11 protein-coding genes are annotated in these 17,020 nt (G+C 75.0%); 10 read left to right on the forward strand and 1 reads right to left on the reverse strand.

Going from position 1 to position 17,020, the window contains the following annotated elements; genetic code table 11:
• Window positions 1–49 precede the first annotated feature (49 nt).
• The 6 genes from ACILQ5_RS09585 (at window position 50) to ACILQ5_RS09610 (ending at window position 8,794) form a co-directional block, all read left to right on the forward strand.
• Window positions 50–2,938 carry an oligosaccharide flippase family protein gene (locus ACILQ5_RS09585; RefSeq protein ID WP_395657765.1) on the forward strand — a complete coding sequence of 963 codons (2,889 nt, stop codon included), beginning with the start codon at window positions 50–52 and terminating at the stop codon, window positions 2,936–2,938.
• Window positions 2,935–3,756, forward strand: a complete 822-nt coding sequence (locus ACILQ5_RS09590) for a polysaccharide deacetylase family protein (RefSeq protein ID WP_395657766.1) — start codon at window positions 2,935–2,937, stop codon at window positions 3,754–3,756. Before ACILQ5_RS09585 ends, ACILQ5_RS09590 begins: the two co-directional genes overlap by 4 nt.
• On the forward strand, window positions 3,753–5,168 hold the full coding sequence (locus ACILQ5_RS09595) for an O-antigen ligase family protein (RefSeq protein ID WP_395657767.1): 1,416 nt from the start codon (window positions 3,753–3,755) through the stop codon (window positions 5,166–5,168). Before ACILQ5_RS09590 ends, ACILQ5_RS09595 begins: the two co-directional genes overlap by 4 nt.
• Window positions 5,165–6,292 carry a glycosyltransferase family 4 protein gene (locus ACILQ5_RS09600; RefSeq protein WP_395657768.1) on the forward strand — a complete coding sequence of 376 codons (1,128 nt, stop codon included), beginning with the start codon at window positions 5,165–5,167 and terminating at the stop codon, window positions 6,290–6,292. The genes ACILQ5_RS09595 and ACILQ5_RS09600 overlap by 4 nt, the downstream gene beginning before the upstream one ends.
• Before the next feature lie 9 nt (window positions 6,293–6,301).
• Complete coding sequence (locus tag ACILQ5_RS09605) at window positions 6,302–7,402, forward strand: glycosyltransferase (RefSeq protein WP_395657769.1); 1,101 nt, start codon at window positions 6,302–6,304, stop codon at window positions 7,400–7,402.
• A 126-nt stretch (window positions 7,403–7,528) separates the two neighbouring features.
• Window positions 7,529–8,794, forward strand: a complete 1,266-nt coding sequence (locus ACILQ5_RS09610; protein WP_395657770.1) for a hypothetical protein — start codon at window positions 7,529–7,531, stop codon at window positions 8,792–8,794.
• A 267-nt stretch (window positions 8,795–9,061) separates the two neighbouring features.
• Here the strand turns inward: ACILQ5_RS09610 and ACILQ5_RS09615 are convergent, their stop codons facing one another.
• Window positions 9,062–11,884 carry an exopolysaccharide biosynthesis polyprenyl glycosylphosphotransferase gene (locus tag ACILQ5_RS09615; RefSeq protein WP_395657771.1) on the reverse strand — a complete coding sequence of 941 codons (2,823 nt, stop codon included), beginning with the start codon at window positions 11,882–11,884 and terminating at the stop codon, window positions 9,062–9,064.
• Window positions 11,885–11,987: 103 nt separating this feature from the next.
• On the opposite strand from ACILQ5_RS09615, the gene ACILQ5_RS09620 reads away from it, so the two are divergent.
• From ACILQ5_RS09620 to ACILQ5_RS09635, 4 genes are all read left to right on the forward strand, one after another.
• Window positions 11,988–12,644 (forward strand): MOSC domain-containing protein, encoded by a 657-nt coding sequence (locus ACILQ5_RS09620; protein WP_395657772.1) that lies wholly within the window; start codon window positions 11,988–11,990, stop codon window positions 12,642–12,644.
• A gap of 107 nt (window positions 12,645–12,751) precedes the next feature.
• Window positions 12,752–14,584: an AMP-dependent synthetase/ligase gene (locus tag ACILQ5_RS09625; protein ID WP_395657773.1), complete on the forward strand. Its 1,833-nt coding sequence runs from the start codon at window positions 12,752–12,754 to the stop codon at window positions 14,582–14,584.
• 202 nt (window positions 14,585–14,786) lie between these two features.
• On the forward strand, window positions 14,787–15,443 hold the full coding sequence (locus ACILQ5_RS09630) for a hypothetical protein (protein WP_395657774.1): 657 nt from the start codon (window positions 14,787–14,789) through the stop codon (window positions 15,441–15,443).
• Between the two features lie 22 nt (window positions 15,444–15,465).
• Entirely contained in the window at window positions 15,466–17,019 is a 1,554-nt protein-coding gene (locus ACILQ5_RS09635; RefSeq protein WP_395657775.1) for a DNA polymerase Y family protein, read from the forward strand.
• Window position 17,020 lies beyond the last annotated feature (1 nt).

Below are 17,020 nucleotides of genomic sequence, written 5' to 3' on the forward strand. Positions count from 1 at the left end.
CGCAGAGCCCTTACCCGGGATCGGTCACGACAAACGGTGGCGCCCGGTGGTGACCGAGCACCTGACCCATGACCCGAGCCCCGGCCGGGGCCCCGGGACGGGCGTCGTGGAGGCACCGCACTGGACCGTCGGCGACCGCCTCGTGGCGTTCACGGCGCTGCTGCCGCCCGAGCCCCCGGGGCCGGTCGTCCTCATGGTGTCCGACGACCTCGCCCTGCACCTGCTGACCGTCTACCCGGCCGCGGTGGTGCTCAGCAGCAGCCCCGCGACCGAGCGCGGCGAGGTCGGTTGGCCGCCGGGTGCCCGGGTCGTCGGCTGGGACGGCGAGCGCCCGCCGCTCGCGCCGGCCACGGCGGGTCTGGTCGTCGTCGACACCCACGCGTACGACGAGGGCTCGGCCGCTGCGCTCCTCGGTGCCGGCGGTGTGCTCGGTGCCGTCGGCTCCGGCGGCCCGTACCGGATCTACCCGACCCTCGACCACCCCGAGCTGGTGTGGCGGCGGGGCTGGCCGGTGCAGGTGCTGGCCGGGCCGGTGCCGTGGCTGCGGCGCTGCCTCGGGCTGATGGTCGGTCGCGGCACGGCCGTGCCCCGGCTCCGGGTCGACGGACCGGGGGAGTCCCTGGTCGACCGCGTCCTCGACGACCTGGCCGCGGAGACCGGCCACACCGGGCAGCTCGTCGGCCTGGTCTGTGGTGGACAGGTCGTGCTGCGCGTGCGCACCGACGACGGGGACCTGGCGGTCCGGCTCTCGGTGACCGACGGCGACCGGCTCGTCGACACCTCCTCCCGGGTGCTGGCCGACGTGCCCGCGGCCGCGCCGTACCTCCCGGTCGTGGTGGCGGGTGGCCGCACCTCCGGGCGCCCGTGGCAGGCGACGCGATGGAGTCCGCGCCGCCGGCGGGCGGCCTGGCCGTGGCCCGCTACCGAGCGCCGCTGGGAAGCGGCCGAGGAGCTCGCGGAGCTGCTCTCGGCCCAGGTGGTCGGGCGCACCGGCCGCGGCTGGGCCGACCGCTGGGCCGGTGCCGCGCACGTCGTACCGGCGCCGGTGCGTGAGCGCTGGGCCGAGCGGCTCGCGCTGCTCGACGACGCCGTGCCGACCACCTGGTGCCACGGCGACCTCTGGCCCGGCAACGTCCTGCTCGACGGGCCCGTCGCGACGGTGATCGACTGGGACAACGCCTCGGACGACGCGCCCCAGGGCCTCGACCGGCTGCTCCTGCACGCGATGCGGAGCGTCGAGGACACCGACCGGCCGGTGAGCGCCGCATTGATGGACCTCGCCCTCGACCCGAGCCCGCTCGCCGGCGTCGAGGTCGCCGGCGTCGCCTGGGCCGAGCACGACGTCGAGCACCGCCGGGCCCTGGCCCTCGCGGCGGTGGTCCTCTACCTGCGCAACCGCTCCCTGCACGACCTCGGCCGCACCGAGCTCGAGCGCCACCTCGCCGCCGTCGCACGCGGGCTCGACGGCGGGACCGCCGACGCCGAGCCCGAGGTCCGCGCAGAGCCGGACCTCGAGGCCGGGCAGACCGCCCGCGGCGCGCTCTGGCTCGCGACGAACGGCGTGGTGGTCAAGGCATCGCAGACGGTGGTGCTGCTGACCCTCGCGGCGATGCTCGCCCCGTCCTCGCTCGGCCTGGTCGCCCTGGGCACCCTGGTCGCGAACATCTCGGCGATCGTGACCAGCCTCGGCACGGCCAGCGCCCTGGTCTACTGGCGCGGCGACGTGTTCCGCGCGGCGCGGACCGCCGTGACGATCGGCGTCGCCATCGGCGGGCTGATGGCCGCTGTGCTCTGGGTGTGCGCGCCGTGGCTGGCGGGCGCCCTCAACTCGGGCCAGGGCGGGCCCGCGGTGATCCGGGGGCTGACGGTCACGCTCCCGTGCCTCGCGGTCGCGGCGGTGACCAACGAGCTGCTCCGGCGCCGGCTCGCCTTCGCCCGCCGGATCATCCCCGACACCGTGTCCTCGATCGTCGGGGCCACGGTCGCCGTGGGGCTGGCGGTCGAGGGGCACGGGGTCATGGCGCTGGTCGTCGGCCAGGTCGTCCAGGCGGTGCTGACCATGCTGCTGGCCTGGGTGGTGCACCCGCCCGTCCTGCCGGGCTGGAACCTCGAGGACGCCCGCGGACTGCTGGCCTACGGCGGACCGTACGCCGGCGCGAACCTGCTCGAGCTCGTCCAGCTCAACATCGACTACCTGATCATCTCGTGGGTGCTCGGCGGCGGGGCGCTCGGTCAGTACTCGCTGGCCTTCCGCCTCGCGTTCATGCCGTACCTGATGATCGTCGTGGTGACGACGGGGGCTGCGTTCCCGTACCTGTGCCGCCAGCGCGGCGCCTACCTCGGCCGGGCCGCGGTGACGGTGATGACCGCGACCCTCACCCTCGTCGCGCCCATCTGTCTCGGCCTCGCGCTGTTCGCCGACGACCTCGTGCTGCTCGGTGACAAGTGGTCGCCCGGCGTCCCGGTCGTCGCCTGGCTGGCGGCCTACGCCGTCCTGCTCAGCGTCGGCCAGCTCGTGCAGACCGCCCTGAACGCTGCCGGCCGGCCCGCCCTGTCGATGCTGCTGCGGCTGCTGCACCTGCTGCTCCTCCTCGTCACCCTGCTCGCCGTCGTGCACCGCGGGATCACGGCGGTCGCCGTGGGACAGGTGCTCGCGGCGACGGTCGTGTCCCTCGCTGCGCTCGTCCTGGCGCGGCTGTACGTGCCCGGCTTCTCGCTGCGCCGGCTGGTCCTCTCGTTGCGGGGGGCCGCAGTCGCGTCCCTCGTGATGACCGCGACCGTGCTGGTGCTCCGCGAGCTGCTCGACCCGCACCCGCCGTCGGTCACCGCGCTGGTCGTGGTGGGCACGGCCGGGCTCGCCGCCTACCTCGCCACGGTGTGGGCGGTCGACCGCGAGCGGCTGCGCGACGCCGCCCGCCTGGTGAGGAGGACGGCATGAGGGCCCCGGTGCGCGCGCTCGGTGGCCTGGCGCGGCCGGTGGCCGCGGCCGGCCGACGGCTGTCCGGTGACCACGGGCTGACGATCGTCGGCTGGCACCGGGTCGACGGCCCGTGCAGCGACGGGCTCTCGACCGGGGTCGACGACTTCCGCCGCAACCTCGACGTGCTCGAGGAGTGGGGCGCCACGGTGCTGCCCCTGGAGGCGGCGGTCGCCGCGCTCGACGCCGGCACGCTACCGGACCGGGCGGTGTGCCTGACCTTCGACGACGGCTACGCGAGCGTGGTCGAGACGGCCTGGCCGATCCTGCGCGAGCGCGGCCTGCCGGCGACGCTGTTCGTGGTGTCGGGCTACCTGTCCGGCGACGGCCGGTTCGCCTGGGACCGCGCCGAGCCGCACCACGACCGGCACCGGCTGGCCCGGGCCGACGAGCTGCTCGCCGCCGCCGGTGAGGGGCTCGACATCGGCTCGCACACCGTGACCCACCCGTGGCTGCCCGGGCTCGACCTCGACGAGGTCAAGCGCGAGCTGGTGGAGTCGCGGGCCGCGATCGAGGACCTGCTCGGCCGACAGGTCGACTCGCTGGCCTACCCGACCGGCGGCTGGAGCCCCGCCGTCCGCGCCGTCGCCGCCGAGGCGGGCTACCGGATCGGCATCACCGTCGACCGCGGGCTCAACACGGCGCGCACCCCGCGGCTCTCGCTGCGCCGGTCGTTCGCGCCGACCGACCCGGTCGACCTGCGGCTGGTGCTCGACGGTGCCTACACCGTGCTCCGCCCGCTGGACACCTGGCGGCGCCGGAGGGGGCCGGTGTGGTGAGCGAGCACGAGCCGGTCCTCCTCGAGTACCGCCCGCAGCGCCGGCTGCTCGGCGGCTACCGCGAGGTCCTCGTCCCCACCGACCCGGGCTCCCCGGCGCTGCCGCGACGGTGGTCGTCGCGCCGGCTGCCCGGCCAGCGCCGCTCGCCCTGGACGGTCGTGCTGCCGCTGGTGGCGGCGGTCCTGCTCGGCCTGGCCGCCGGCGTGGCACCGGCGCCGGTCGCCGGCCTGCTCGTGGCCGCCGGGGTGGCCGTGGGGCTGCTGCTGCGCCTGGAGTGGGCCGCGATGGTCGTGGTCGCGGCCTCGGTGTTCGAGGACTACCTCGGCCAGGTCGAGCCGCGGATCACCAAGCTCCTCGCCCTGGTCCTGGCGGTCTCCTGGGTGATCTGGCGGTGCTCGGGACGCAAGCGACCGACCGCCCCGAACCCGGTCCTCGCCGCCGCACTGGCGTTCACCATGGTGATCGCGCTCGCCACCGCGTTCCACAACAACGGGGACGCGGGCCAGCACGTCGTGGTCCGGTACGTCGGCTTCCTCGTCGTCCTCCTGGTGCTCGCCGACGCGCTCCGTGACCGGCTGACCCCGACGCGGCTGGCCCGGGTCTACGTCGCCGCTTGTGCGGCAGCCGCCCTGTGCGGCATCGCCACGTTCGCGCTCGGCGACGACCGGCGCGTGGGCGGACCGATCGGGGACCCCAACGACCTGGCGTTCTTCCTCCTCCCGGCGGTCGCGCTCGGCCCCGCGGTCCGCGGGGCCGGCCCGCAGCGGCGCCTCTGGGACGTCGCCACGGTCGTCGTGGTGGTCGGCATCGCCGGCACCCTCTCGCGCGGCGCCCTCGTGGGACTGGCGGGGATGCTGGTCGTGGCGCTGGTGACCGGCATGGTCCGGGCGCGGGTGCTGGCCGGGCTGATGGCGGCGGTCTCGCTGGCCGTCGTCGTGGTCGTCATGACGCTACCCGGGCTGGTCTCGGTGAGCCTCCAGCAGAAGGGCGTGGTGGCCGACCAGAACGTCTCCGAGCGGCTCGACCTGTGGAGCGCCGCCGCGCAGATGACGATCGAGCACCCGGTCATCGGAATGGGCCCGGGGGCCTTCTCCCTCGAGCACCAGGACTACACGACCGGCCTGCCCGACGACGTGAACCACCCCCTCGACGTCGCCCACAACACCTGGCTCGAGGTCTCCAGCGAGCTCGGGCTCGTCGGCCTGGCCGCGTTCGTCGCCGTGCTCGGCCTGGCCTTCGCCGAGGCGTGGCGCGGATGGCGGAGACGCGGCGACCCCGTCGGTGCGGCCGTGTGCGCGGCGCTGGTCGGGACCGCGCTCGCGGCCACGTTCGTCACCGAGCAGTACTACCTGCCGTTCTGGCTGCTCGCAGCCCTGGCGGTCGGGGTCGGCCACCGGGGGCGGGCGCGATGACCGGCCTGCGCGTCGTCCAGGTCATCACCCAGGACGCCGGGGGACCGGTCGACCACGCCGTCGACGTCGCGACGGCGCTGGTCGCCCGGGGCCACGACAGCCACGTCGTCGGTCCTCGGACCTCCCGGACCGACGCCACCCGCGCGGCCGGGGTCACCTGGCACGAGCTGCCGGTGACCTCCAAGCGTGACGTGCGCGGAGCCACCGACGTCGCCGGGCGGCTCTGGGCGCTGCGCCCCGACGTCGTCCACCTCCAGGACCGCCGCGCGGGGTGGTTGGGACGCGGGATGGCGCCCGCACTGCGCGCCCGCCGGTCAGGGGTCGGTGTCGTCTACACCCTGCACGGCGTCCCCGACGGGCTCTCGGACCTGGTGGCCGGCAACGCCCGCGCGGCCGTGCGCCGCCGCCGCGACCCGCTCCTCTACCTCACCGGGGAGCGACTGGTCAGCCGGTGGGGAGGCGGCCGGGTCGTCGTGCCCAGCACGGCGGTGGCCCGGTACGCCGTCGACCACGTCGGGCTGCCGCCACGCGTCGTCGACGTGGTGCCCAACGGCGTGGACGCCGACCGCTACAAGACCGCCTGTCCCGACCGGCCGGTGCCCCGCGCCGTCTGGGTCGGGGTGCTGGCCCCGGTCAAGCGGGTCGGCCTCCTGCTCGACGCGGTCGCCGGCGTGCCGGGGCTGGACCTGCAGGTGGTGGGGGACGGGCCGCTGCGGGCCGAGGTCGCCGACCGCGCCGGCCGTGCCGACCTGGCCGGGCGGGTGGAGCTGACCGGGCGGGTGGCCGACGCGGCGCCGTACCTCGCGGAGGCCGACCTCTTCGTGCTCACCTCCGCGGCGGAGAACTGCCCGCTCGCGCTCCTGGAGGCGATGGCGAGCGGGCTGCCGGTCGTCAGCACCCGTGTCGGCGGCGTGCCCGAGGTCGTCCGCGACGGGGTCGACGGGCTGCTGTGCCCGGCCGACGACCCCGACGCCCTCAGGTCCGCGCTCCGGAGGCTCACCGGTGACCCCGCGCTGCGGGTACGGCTCGGCGCCTCCGCACGCCGCCGCGTCCTGGACGGCTACACGCTCGACCACTGCGTCGACCGGCTGCTGGAGACCTACGACGCGAGTCGGCAGGGCTGAGTGGTGCGGGTGCTGACCGTGATCGCGGAGATGGGCTCCGGAGGGGCCGAGGCCGTCGTGCAGGACCTCGCCCTCCGGCTGCGGGCGAGCGGGGACGAGGTGCTCGTCGCCAGCGCCGGCGGCTGGCGCGCCGACGAGCTGGCGGCTGCCGACGTCCCCGTCGCGCTCGTTCCCCTGCGCGACCCCGGTGCCCGGGCGCTGCTGCTGTCGGCCCGACGGCTGCGGGGTCCGTTGACGAGCTGGCGGCCCGACGTCGTCCACGCCCACAACGTGCGGGCGACCGCAGCCGTGCACGCCGCCCGACTCGGCCGGCGCCGGCCGCCGGTGGTCACCACCGTGCACGGCCTCGCCGACGATGCCTACCGGCCGGCGGTCCGGGTGCTGGAGCGGTGCAGCGACGCGGTCGTCGCCGTGTCCGACGACGTCCGCGACCGGCTGGTGGCGGCCGGCCTCCGCCCCGAGCGGGTGGTCGTCGTCGAGAACGCCGTCCCGGCGCCGGTCCGGCCTGCCGGTGCCGGTTCCGTGCGCGGCGAGCTGGGGATCGGGGTCGACCGGCCCCTGGTCCTCTGTGCGGCACGCCTGGCCCGGCCCAAGCGGGTCGACCTGCTCGTCGAGGCCTGGGAGCAGGTGCCCCGGGCGCACCTGCTCGTCGCCGGCGACGGGCCCGAGCGGCCCGACCTCGAGCGCCGGGTCGCCGACTCGCCGGCCGCCGGGCGGATCAGCCTGCTCGGCGACCGTGACGACGTCGGCCGCCTGCTCGGGGAGGCCGACCTGCTCGTGCTGCCCAGCGACCGCGAGGGGCTGCCGATGGCGGTGCTCGAGGCGATGGCCGCGGGGGTGCCCGTGCTGGCCAGCGCCGTCGGTGGGCTCCGCGGGCTGCGGGAGCTCGACCCGGGATCCATCGCGCTCGTCGAGCCCGGTGACGCGGCGGCACTCGCTGCCGGCGTACGCGACCTGCTCGGTGACCCGGCCCGCCGCGCCCGGGTGGCGGCCGGCGGTCTGGCCCTGGTCGAGCGGCGGTTCTCGTCTGCGCGGATGGTCGAGGGGTACCGGACGGCGTTCCAGCAGGTCTCGGAGTCCAGGAAGGGCGTAACCGAAGTGAGATCGTGACGTTGGTCCGGGTGTCCACCGGAGTGGCGCTCATCAGCGCTGTCCGGAGGACGGTGGCTCGGGACACGGGGAACGTTGGTGACGGGGAGACCCTTCGTCGCCTGTCGAGCGAGCAAGCGGGGGAGCATGGAACCGAAGGATGTCTGGCGTGCCGTCTGGCGGCACCGCCTCCTGGTGGTCGTGATCATGGTGACGACGGGGGTCGCCGTCGGGGTGGGCCTGTGGCTCGCGCCCAAGTCCTACGTGGCGACCGCCACGCTGTCGGCCGCGTCGTCGCCGCAGGCGACGCCGACCGACGAGGACCTCGACTCGCTGCGCGGCAGCATCGGCGAGCTGGCCAACTCCGAGGACGTCCTCGAGGAGGTCGCGACCCGCCTGAGCGAGCCGCGCTCGGTGGACGACCTGCGCACGTCGATCACCGGGCAGTGGGTGCAGGGGACCATCCTCGTCGAGATCCAGGCCACCGACTCCGACCCGGACATGGCCGCCGAGATCGCGAACACGACGGCCGAGGTGATCCCGGTCTACGACCCGAGCAACGGGTCCTTCCTCTTCACGACGAGCAACCCGGCCCAGCCGCCGACGACCTTCACCAGCCCCAACCTGCTGCTCGGCATCGGAGTGGGCGCGCTGCTCGCCGTCGTCCTCGCCGTCTGCGGGGCGCTGCTGCGCGAGCGCCGGGTGGCCGTGGTCGGTGCGCCGCAGGTCGAGCAGCTCGCCGAGGCTCCGGTGCTGGCCCAGATGAGCCAGCCGCGCGACCCCTCGACGCTGCCGGCGCTCTATCCCGGCACGACCGCCGCCGACGTGTTCCGCCAGCTGCGGATCGCGCTCGAGGCCGAGGCCAGCAGCGACCCGGTCACGCTCGTCGTCGTCACCGGGGTGCGCCCCGCCGGCGTGCACGTGTGGCTCGGGGCGAACCTCGCCGTGTCGCTCGCGAGCGTCAACCGGCGGGTGCTGCTCGTCGACGGCCGGGTCGGGGACCAGGAGGGGCGGCCGGTGGCCGCCGACTCGGACGGCGTCGGCCTCTACGACGTCCTGATGGGCGACGACCTGGACTCCGCGCTCAACCCCGGTCCGGTGCCCGACCTCACCGTGCTGTCGTCGGGCCAGTGGGGCGGGGAGCCCTCCGACACGCTGCTCGAGACCCGCTTCTCGACGGTGATGGAGGAGGCCTCGCGCCGGTTCGACATCGTCGTCGTCCTCGCCCCGCCGCTCGACGAGTGTGACGACGCCCGGGTGATGGCCGCCGGCGGGTCGGTGCTGCTCGCGGTGCCCGAGGCCGGGGTCGCCCAGCGCGACCTGCGCCAGCACATCTCCCGGATCCGCTCGGTCGGCGTCCGGCTCCTCGGCGTCGTCCTGGTCACCAAGCGCCCGGAGCGCATCTCGTCCTGACCCGCCACCGCCCCGCGCTCGGGCGGGGCGGGGTCCGGGGCATCGGCGCTCGGGCGCGCCGGGACGTCATACGTGCTGGTTGCCGGGGCGACCGGTTCGGATGACGTTGCGGGCGGCGCGCCGGGGGGACGTCATGCGTGCTGGTCGTGGGGGCGACCGGTTCGGATGACGTTGCGGGCGGGGCCCGGGGACGTCATGCGTGCTGGTTGTTCGGGCGACCGGTTCGGATGACGTTGCGGAAGCCGCCGGCGGGACGGCCGGCGCCGGTCAGGGGGTGGGGTCGGTGCGCGGGAGCGGGACGGGCGGGACGACAGGGGACGACGGCGTGTCCGCGTCGACCACCGTGCCGACGACGACGGCGTCCGCGGGGGCGGCCCAGAGCGCGTCGACCGTGGCGGCACCCTCCGGCGCCACCGTGGGCCGGGCGGTCGGCCGGGCGGTCGGGCGGACGGTCGGCGGGGCCGCCGGCGAGTCGGTCCGTGCGCTCGGGCGGGGGACCCGGGTCACCATCGGCTGGAGCGCGGTGAGCGCGTCGCCGAGGCCGTGCGAGCGCCAGTAGCGCCGCAGCGTCACCCGGGCGACGTGCTCGGCGGAGGCGTCGGCGTCGTGGTGGGCCTCGACGTGCATCCGGCCCTGTCGGCCCTCCGCAGCGGCCAGCGACCGGTCGACCAGCCGGCGGGCGACCGCGTCGGCGAGCGCGGCGGGGTCGCCGACCGCGACCAGCGCGCCGGCCCCGCGCGGGATGCTCTCGACCATCCCCGTGACACGGGTCGCCACGACGCTGCGCCCCGCGGCCATCGCCTCGAGCGGCGCGACCGCCATGCCCTCCCAACGGGAGGGTGCGGCCACGACGTCGGAGGCGGCGAGCCAGTCGCGCACGTCCGGCCGGTTGCCCACCAGCTGCACGCCGTCCAGCTCCCGGCCGCGGGCCTGGAGCCCGTCGCGGTCGGGACCGTCGCCGATGAGGACCAGCTGCGCGTCCGGGACCCGGTCGAGCACCTGCGGCCACGCGTCGAGGAGGTCGTGCTGACCCTTCTGCTCGGCGAGCCGACCCACGCAGACGACGGTGGGGGCGTCGGGCAGCTCGAGCCGGGCGCGCGCGCTGCGCCGCTCGGCCTCCGTGGCCACCTCGAAGCGGTCGAGGTCGACGCCGTTGAGGGCGAGGGTGACCGGGGCGTGGATGCCGTGCCGCTCGCCTGCGAGCCGCTCGCTGAGGCTGACGCACACGAGCTCGGTGGTCCAGCGCTGGGCCCAGCGCTCCCAGACGATGCTGGCCGCGCGGACCGGCCCCCGCACCGCGTCGAAGGACCACGCGTGCGGCTGGAAGACGGTCGGGCGCCGGCCGCGGACCGCGAGCCGGCCCGCCATGCCGGCCTTGGCGCTGTGCAGGTGGACGACGTCGGGGTCGACGGCGTCGACGATCCGGCGCAGCCGCCGGGTCTCGCCGAGGACCCGCGGACCCGGGCTTCGCGTCGCCTCCCAGACCAGCACCTCGGCCCCGGCCTTCCGGGCGGCCGGGCCGAGCCAGCCCTGCTCCGGGCAGGCGACCGTGACGCTCCAGCCCCGGGCCAGCTGGTCGCGGACGTAGCCGAGCAGCACGTTGGCGACGCCCTCCGTGGTCGGCACCGACACGTGCAGCACGTGCGGCCGGCCGTGCGGGAGGGTACGGCGCTCCGGCCGCGGCTGCTCGCGCAGCGGGTTCGCGCCCGGGCTCAGGTCGATCCCCGAGGTCGCGGGCTCGCCGCGGAACACCGCCCGCACGGTGCGGGCCATGATCTTGATGTCCGCCCAGAGCGACCAGTTCTCGATGTAGTAGTTGTCGAAGCGCACCCGGGCGTCGATGGCGGTGTCGCCGCGCAGGTCGTGGACCTGGGCGTAGCCGGTGAGGCCGGTCTGCACCCGGTGGCGGTCGTCGTAGCGGAGCTCGGTGCGGGCGAACTCGCGCACGAAGAACGGTCGCTCGGGGCGGGGTCCGACCAGGCTCATGTCGCCACGCAGCACGTTGACGAGCTGGGGGAGCTCGTCGAGGCTCGTGCGCCGCAGGAACCGGCCCACCGGGCCGAGCCGGGCGTCGTGGTCGATCGACCACTGCGTCGCGGACTCGTCCTCGTCGACCGGCTTGAGCGAGCGGAACTTGAACAGGGTGAAGGTCCGGCCGCCGCGGCCGACCCGCACCTGGCGGAAGATCACGCCGGGCCCGGTCTCGAGCCGGACGGCCAGCGCGCACGCCGCCAGCACCGGCGCGAGCAGCACCAGGGCGACCGTCGAGACCACGATGTCGAGGAGCCGCTTGAGCAGGAGCGTGTGCGGGCGCAGGCCCCAGCGACGCAGCCGCATCACCGCGACGTCACCGATGACCTCGGTGCGCCGGTGGTGGTCGACGCCCATCATCTCGAAGAAGCGGGGGACCACGAACACCTGGTGGTCGGCCTGCACGCAGCGCCGCACCACGTCGATGGTGCGGTCGTCGGGAGGGTCGGGGAAGGCGAACACGACGTCGTCGACGCCGAGGTCGGCCATCACCCGCTCGAGGTCCTCGATCCCGCCCAGGAGCGGGACGGGCAGGGTCCGCGCCGTCAGGTCGGGCGCGGTGTCGATGATGCCGACCGGCTCGAGGCCGTACTCCCGGCGGTGCTCGAAGGTCGTCGCCAGGCGCCGACCCACGGCGCCGGCGCCGACCACGACCACCGGGTGGGAGCTGCGTCCCGACCGGCGGCGCGAGTGCACGACGGCGTACACGACCGAGCGGAGCAGCACCAGGAGCAGGAACGCGCCGCCGGTGAAGACGACCAGCCACAGCTGGTCGGTGGACCGCCCCGGGGTGAGGGCGCCGAGGACGAGGCCGGCGACGAGCGCGGCCAGGCCCAGGCGCGGCAGGTCGTCGACGACCGAGAGCACCAGGCGCGAGCGGTGCAGGTCGGCCCCGCGGCACACCACGGTCGCGGCCAGCGCGGCGGCGGCGACCGCGGCCAGGGTCGCGTGGTTGCTGACGAGCGCGCCGGCGAGGACGACCGCCAACGGGTCGACCACGGTCAGGACGGGTCTGATGCTGCGCAACCAGGGCAGCACATCGATCACTCCAGCGCGCACCGGGTCCCCCTAGATCGTCCGGAACACTGTTCACCTTGTCGTTCCCGGTCGGGTGCCGCGGAAAACCATCGGCGCCGAACGGGAAGGGTGGGAGGATCTCCCCGTGCCCCGCCTCGTCTCCGTGAACGCCGGACCCGCCCGACCCGCCGCCTGGGCCGGCATCGGGAGCACGGCGATGGACAAGCGCCCGGTGGCCGGTCCCGTCGCCGTACGGTCCCTCGGTCTCGACGGCGACCAGGTGGGCGACACCCAGCACCACGGCGGCGTCGACCAGGCCGTCTACGCCTTCGCCCGCGAGGACCTCGACTGGTGGGCGCGCGAGCTCGGCCAGGAGATCCGGGACGGCGGGTTCGCCGAGAACCTGACCACCTCCGGGATCGACGTGAACGAGGCGGAGGTCGGCGAGCGCTGGCGGATCGGTGGGGACGGGGGAGCACTCCTCGAGGTCGCCAGCGTCCGGATCCCGTGCAACGACTTCAAGAGCTGGATGGGGCTCGGAGGCTACGACAACCGGGCCTGGGTCAAGCGGTTCACGCAGGTCGGGCGACCCGGCCCCTACCTGCGGGTGCTCGCCGAGGGCGTGGTCGCGGCCGGCGACGAGCTGACCGTCGTGCACCGCCCCGGGCACGGCGTGACCGTGAGCACGATGTTCCGGGCGCTGACCACCGAGGCGGAGCTGCTGCCGCGGCTGCTGCAGGTCGAGGGCCTGGTCGCCGAGGCGCGGGAGGCGGCCGAGAGGTACGCCGCCGCGCGGGTCTGATCGAGTCCCGTCCCGAAGTGTGACCTTGTTCCCTACCTGCGGGTAGGGAAAGTGATCTAGGTTACGTCGCGTCCCCCTGTCCGTCTCGCCCGTCCTCCAGGAGAGAGATGACCGCCCAGGCCCACGCCCCGGTCGACCCCGGCTTCGTCGACGACCTCACCCAGAACTTCGCGGTTCAGTTCCTGAACCGCGTCGCCGCCTCCGGAGACCTGGAGGCCTACCGCTACCCCCGGGGGGAGGGTTGGGAGTCGGTCACCTGGAAGCAGGCGGGCGACCAGGTCGAGAAGCTCGCCGCCGGCCTGCTCTCCCTCGGCATCCAGCCCGAGCAGCGGGTCGGCATCGCGTCGGCGACCCGGTACGAGTGGATCCTCGCCGACCTCGCGGTGATGTGCGCCGCCGGTGCCACCACGACCGTGTACCCCTCGACCAACAGCGAGGACACGGCGTACATCCTGGGTGACTCGGAGTGCCGGGTCGTGTTCGCGGAGGACGACGAGCAGATCGCCAAGCTCCGCGAGCACCGCGCCGAGCTGCCGCACCTGGACAAGGTCGTCACCTTCGACGGCACCGTCGACGGTGACTGGGTGATCGGCCTCGACGACCTCGCCAAGCTCGGGGAGGCCTACCTCGCCGAGCACCCCGGCATCGTCGAGGAGACCGCGCACAAGATCCCGGCCGACCAGCTCGCCACCCTGATCTACACCTCCGGCACGACCGGCCGCCCCAAGGGCGTCCGGCTGCTGCACCGGGCCTGGGTCTACGAGGGTGCGGCGATCCAGGTGCAGAACATCCTCGACGAGAGCGACCTGCAGTTCCTGTGGCTGCCGATGGCGCACTCGTTCGGCAAGGTGCTGCTCTCCGCGCAGCTCGCCTGCGGGTTCGCGACGGCGATCGACGGCCGGGTCGACAAGATCGTCGACAACCTCGGCGTCGTGAAGCCGACCTTCATGGGTGCCGCCCCCCGCATCTTCGAGAAGGCGCACGGCCGGATCGTCACGATGCAGGCGTCCGAGGGTGGCCTGAAGGAGAAGATCTTCCTGCGCGCCTTCGACGTCGGCACCGAGGTCGACAAGCGCAAGCGCGAGGGCCGGTCGGTGCCCTTCCACCTCAGCCTCCAGCACGGGCTGTTCGACAAGCTGGTGTTCAGCAAGGTGCGCGAGCGGTTCGGCGGCCGGGTCCGGTTCTTCATCTCCGGGTCCGCGGCGCTGAACGCCGACATCGCGCAGTGGTTCCACGCGGCCGGCATCCTCATCCTCGAGGGCTACGGCATGACGGAGAACGCCGCCGGCGCGACCGTCAACCTCCCCTACTCCTACAAGATCGGGACCGTCGGCCCCGCGCTGCCCGGCAGCGAGGTGAAGATCGGGGACAACGACGAGGTCATGCTGCGCGGCCCGCACGTGATGGCCGGCTACCACAACCTCCCCGAGGAGACGGCGAGCACGCTGACCGAGGACGGCTGGCTGCGCACCGGTGACAAGGGCAGCCTCGACGCCGAGGGCTTCCTGACGATCACCGGCCGGATCAAGGACCTGTTCAAGACCTCCGGCGGCAAGTACGTCGCGCCGTCGGCGATCGAGTCGAAGTTCAAGGCGATCTGCCCCTACGCCAGCCAGTTCCTGGTGTTCGGCAACGAGCGGAACTTCGTGGTCGCGCTGGTCACCCTCGACCCGGACGCGATGGCGGGCTGGGCGGAGGAGAACGGCATGGCCGGGGCGTCGTACACCGACATCGTGAACTCCGAGCCCGTGCAGACGATGGTCGCCGGGTACGTCGAGGAGCTGAACTCCCAGCTCAACCGGTGGGAGACCATCAAGAAGTGGAAGCTCCTCGACCACGACCTCACCATCGAGTCGGGGGAGCTGACCCCGTCGATGAAGGTCAAGCGGAACGTGGTCGAGGACAACAACAAGGAGCTCCTCGACAGCTTCTACAGCTGATCCGAGACGCGTCAGCGGATCGGATGATGGGGTCGAGCGAGCGGCGCGACTGAGCTGGCGAAGTCGCGACCCGCGTGTCGAGACCTGGTGACACGAGGCAGGGCGGTGACCCCGGTCGCCGCCCTGCGTCACGCGTGGGGTCTCGACTGGCTCGACCACCGAGGACGGTTGACTCGTTCGAACAGATGTTCGAAGATGGGGTGTGGCCAGCACTCCCGACACGATCGCGCAGCTGCGCAGCCGGATGGCGGGCATGCAGGACGGCATGCCCCGCCTCCCGCTGGAGACCCACCCGGCGCTCGCCGGGCTGGTCCAGCTGCGGGCGGGGGGCAGCTACGCCGTCGACAGCGCCGGACTCGCGCTGGCCCTGGTGGCGGGCCCTTCGCGGGCGGGCGGGTGGTGCGCGGTGGTCGGCGTGTCCGACTTCGGCGCCGAGGCCGCGGTGGCGCTCGGGGTCGACCTCACCCGGACCGTGCTGGTCCCCGACCCCGGCGACCAGTGGCTGGAGGTCACCGCGGCGCTCGTCGACGTCGCGACCGTGGTCCTGGTCCAGCCGCAGGGGCGGGTGCCCGAGCGGGTCGCGGAGCGGCTCGGTGCCCGGCTGCGCAAGCGCTCGGCGGCACTGGTGGTCCTCGGGGACTGGCCGCGCGCCGAGGTGCGGCTGACCACCCGCGAGCCGTCCTGGAGCGGGCTCGGGTCCGGCCACGGGCACCTGCGGGCGCGCCGGGTCCTCGTCGAGGTGCAGCGCGGCGCGGCGCCGCCGCGCCGGGGGGCGCTGTGGTTCCCGGCCGAGGACCAGACCTACCGCCGCGCCGAGGAGGTCCTCGCGCCCGCCGCCGAGGTGGTGGCCGCGAGTTGAGGGCCGCGAGTCGAGGTCCGGCATGCGGGTGATGGCGGTCTGGTGCCCGGACTGGCCCGTGGTCGCGGCGCTGGCCGAGGAGGGCCTGCCCACCCACCTCCCGGCCGCGGTGTTCAGCGCCAACGTCGTGCAGGCGTGCAACGCGGGCGCCCGGGCCGCCGGCGTACGCCGGGGGATGCGCCGCCGCGACGCGCAGTCGCGCTGCCCGGAGCTGCAGGTGCACCCGGTCAACCCCGACCGCGACGCCCGGGCGTTCGAGCCGGTGCTGGCCGCCGTCGAGGAGCTGCGGCCCGGGGTCGCGCCGCTGCGCCCGGGGCTGCTGGCGCTGCGGGCGCCGGCCCGGTTCCACGGCGGCGAGGCGAGCGGCGCGGCGCTCCTCGCCGAGCGGCTGGTCGGCGTCGGTGTGTGGGACTGCCGGTTCGGGATCGCCGACGAGCTGTTCACCGCCGAGCAGGCGGCCCGCCGCGCCGAGCGGCAGGACTGCCGGGTGGTCGACCCGGGGGAGTCGGTGCCGTTCCTGCGGTCGCTGCCGGTGGCGGCGCTCGAGGACGCACCCGGTGGCCGGGAGGCGGTGAGCCTGATGAAGCGGCTCGGGCTGCGCACCCTCGGTGACCTCGGCGACCTCGCCGCCACCGACGTCCGCGACCGCTTCGGTCCCCAGGTCGCGTGGGTGCACCGGGTCGTCGGCGGCGACGGTGCGGTGCCGCTCGGGACGCGCACCCCGCCGCCGGAGCTCGCCTGCCACGTCGACTTCGAGCCGCCGCTGGACAACGCCGAGACGATCAGCTTCAGCGTCCGCCAGACCGCGGACCGGTTCGTGGCCGGGCTGGCCCGGCAGGGGCTGGTGTGCACCGAGGTGCTCGTCGAGGCGCGGTGCGAGGGGGAGGCCGAGCCGGCGTCGTCGCAGCTGTGGCTCCACCCGCGCTGGTTCACCGCCGCCGACCTCGTCGACCGGCTGCACTGGCAGCTCCAGGGGGCGATGGCCGGGCTGGCCGGCCGGGGCGGCGACGTGCGGACGCCGGTCGACCGGGTGCGGTTCGAGCCCGTCACCGCCGTCCCCGACGCCGTGCACGCCGACGGGCTGTGGGGTGGCACCGACGAGCGGGTCGAGCGCGGGATCGCCCGGGTGCAGGGGATGCTCGGCCACGAGGCGGTCGTCCGTCCGGTGCTCCAGGGCGGCCGCGCCCCGCGGGACCGGCAGACGCTGGTGCCGTGGGGCGAGCGGCCGACGGGGCTCCGCCCGACCGGGCCGCCCTGGCCGGGCAGCATCCCGCCGCCGGCACCGGTCCGGGTGCTCGCCAGCCCGTGGGCGGCCGAGGTGGTCGGCACCGGCGGCCGCGCGGTCGCCGTCGACGAGCGGGGCGCGGTGACCTGCCCACCCGAGCGGTTCCGGACCGCCCCGGGTGACGGCTGGCAGCCGGTCGGCGCCTGGGCCGGCCCGTGGCCGGTCGAGGAGCTGTGGTGGGAGAGCACCCCGCGCCGGGTCGCCCGGTTCCAGGTCGTCGGCGTCGACGGCCGGGCCTGGCTGATGACCTGGGACAGCGGCGTGTGGTTCACCGAAGCCGCGTACGACTGAT

The sequence above is a fragment of the Nocardioides sp. genome (assembly GCF_044226305.1).
Taxonomy (GTDB): Bacteria; Actinomycetota; Actinomycetes; order Propionibacteriales; family Nocardioidaceae; genus Nocardioides.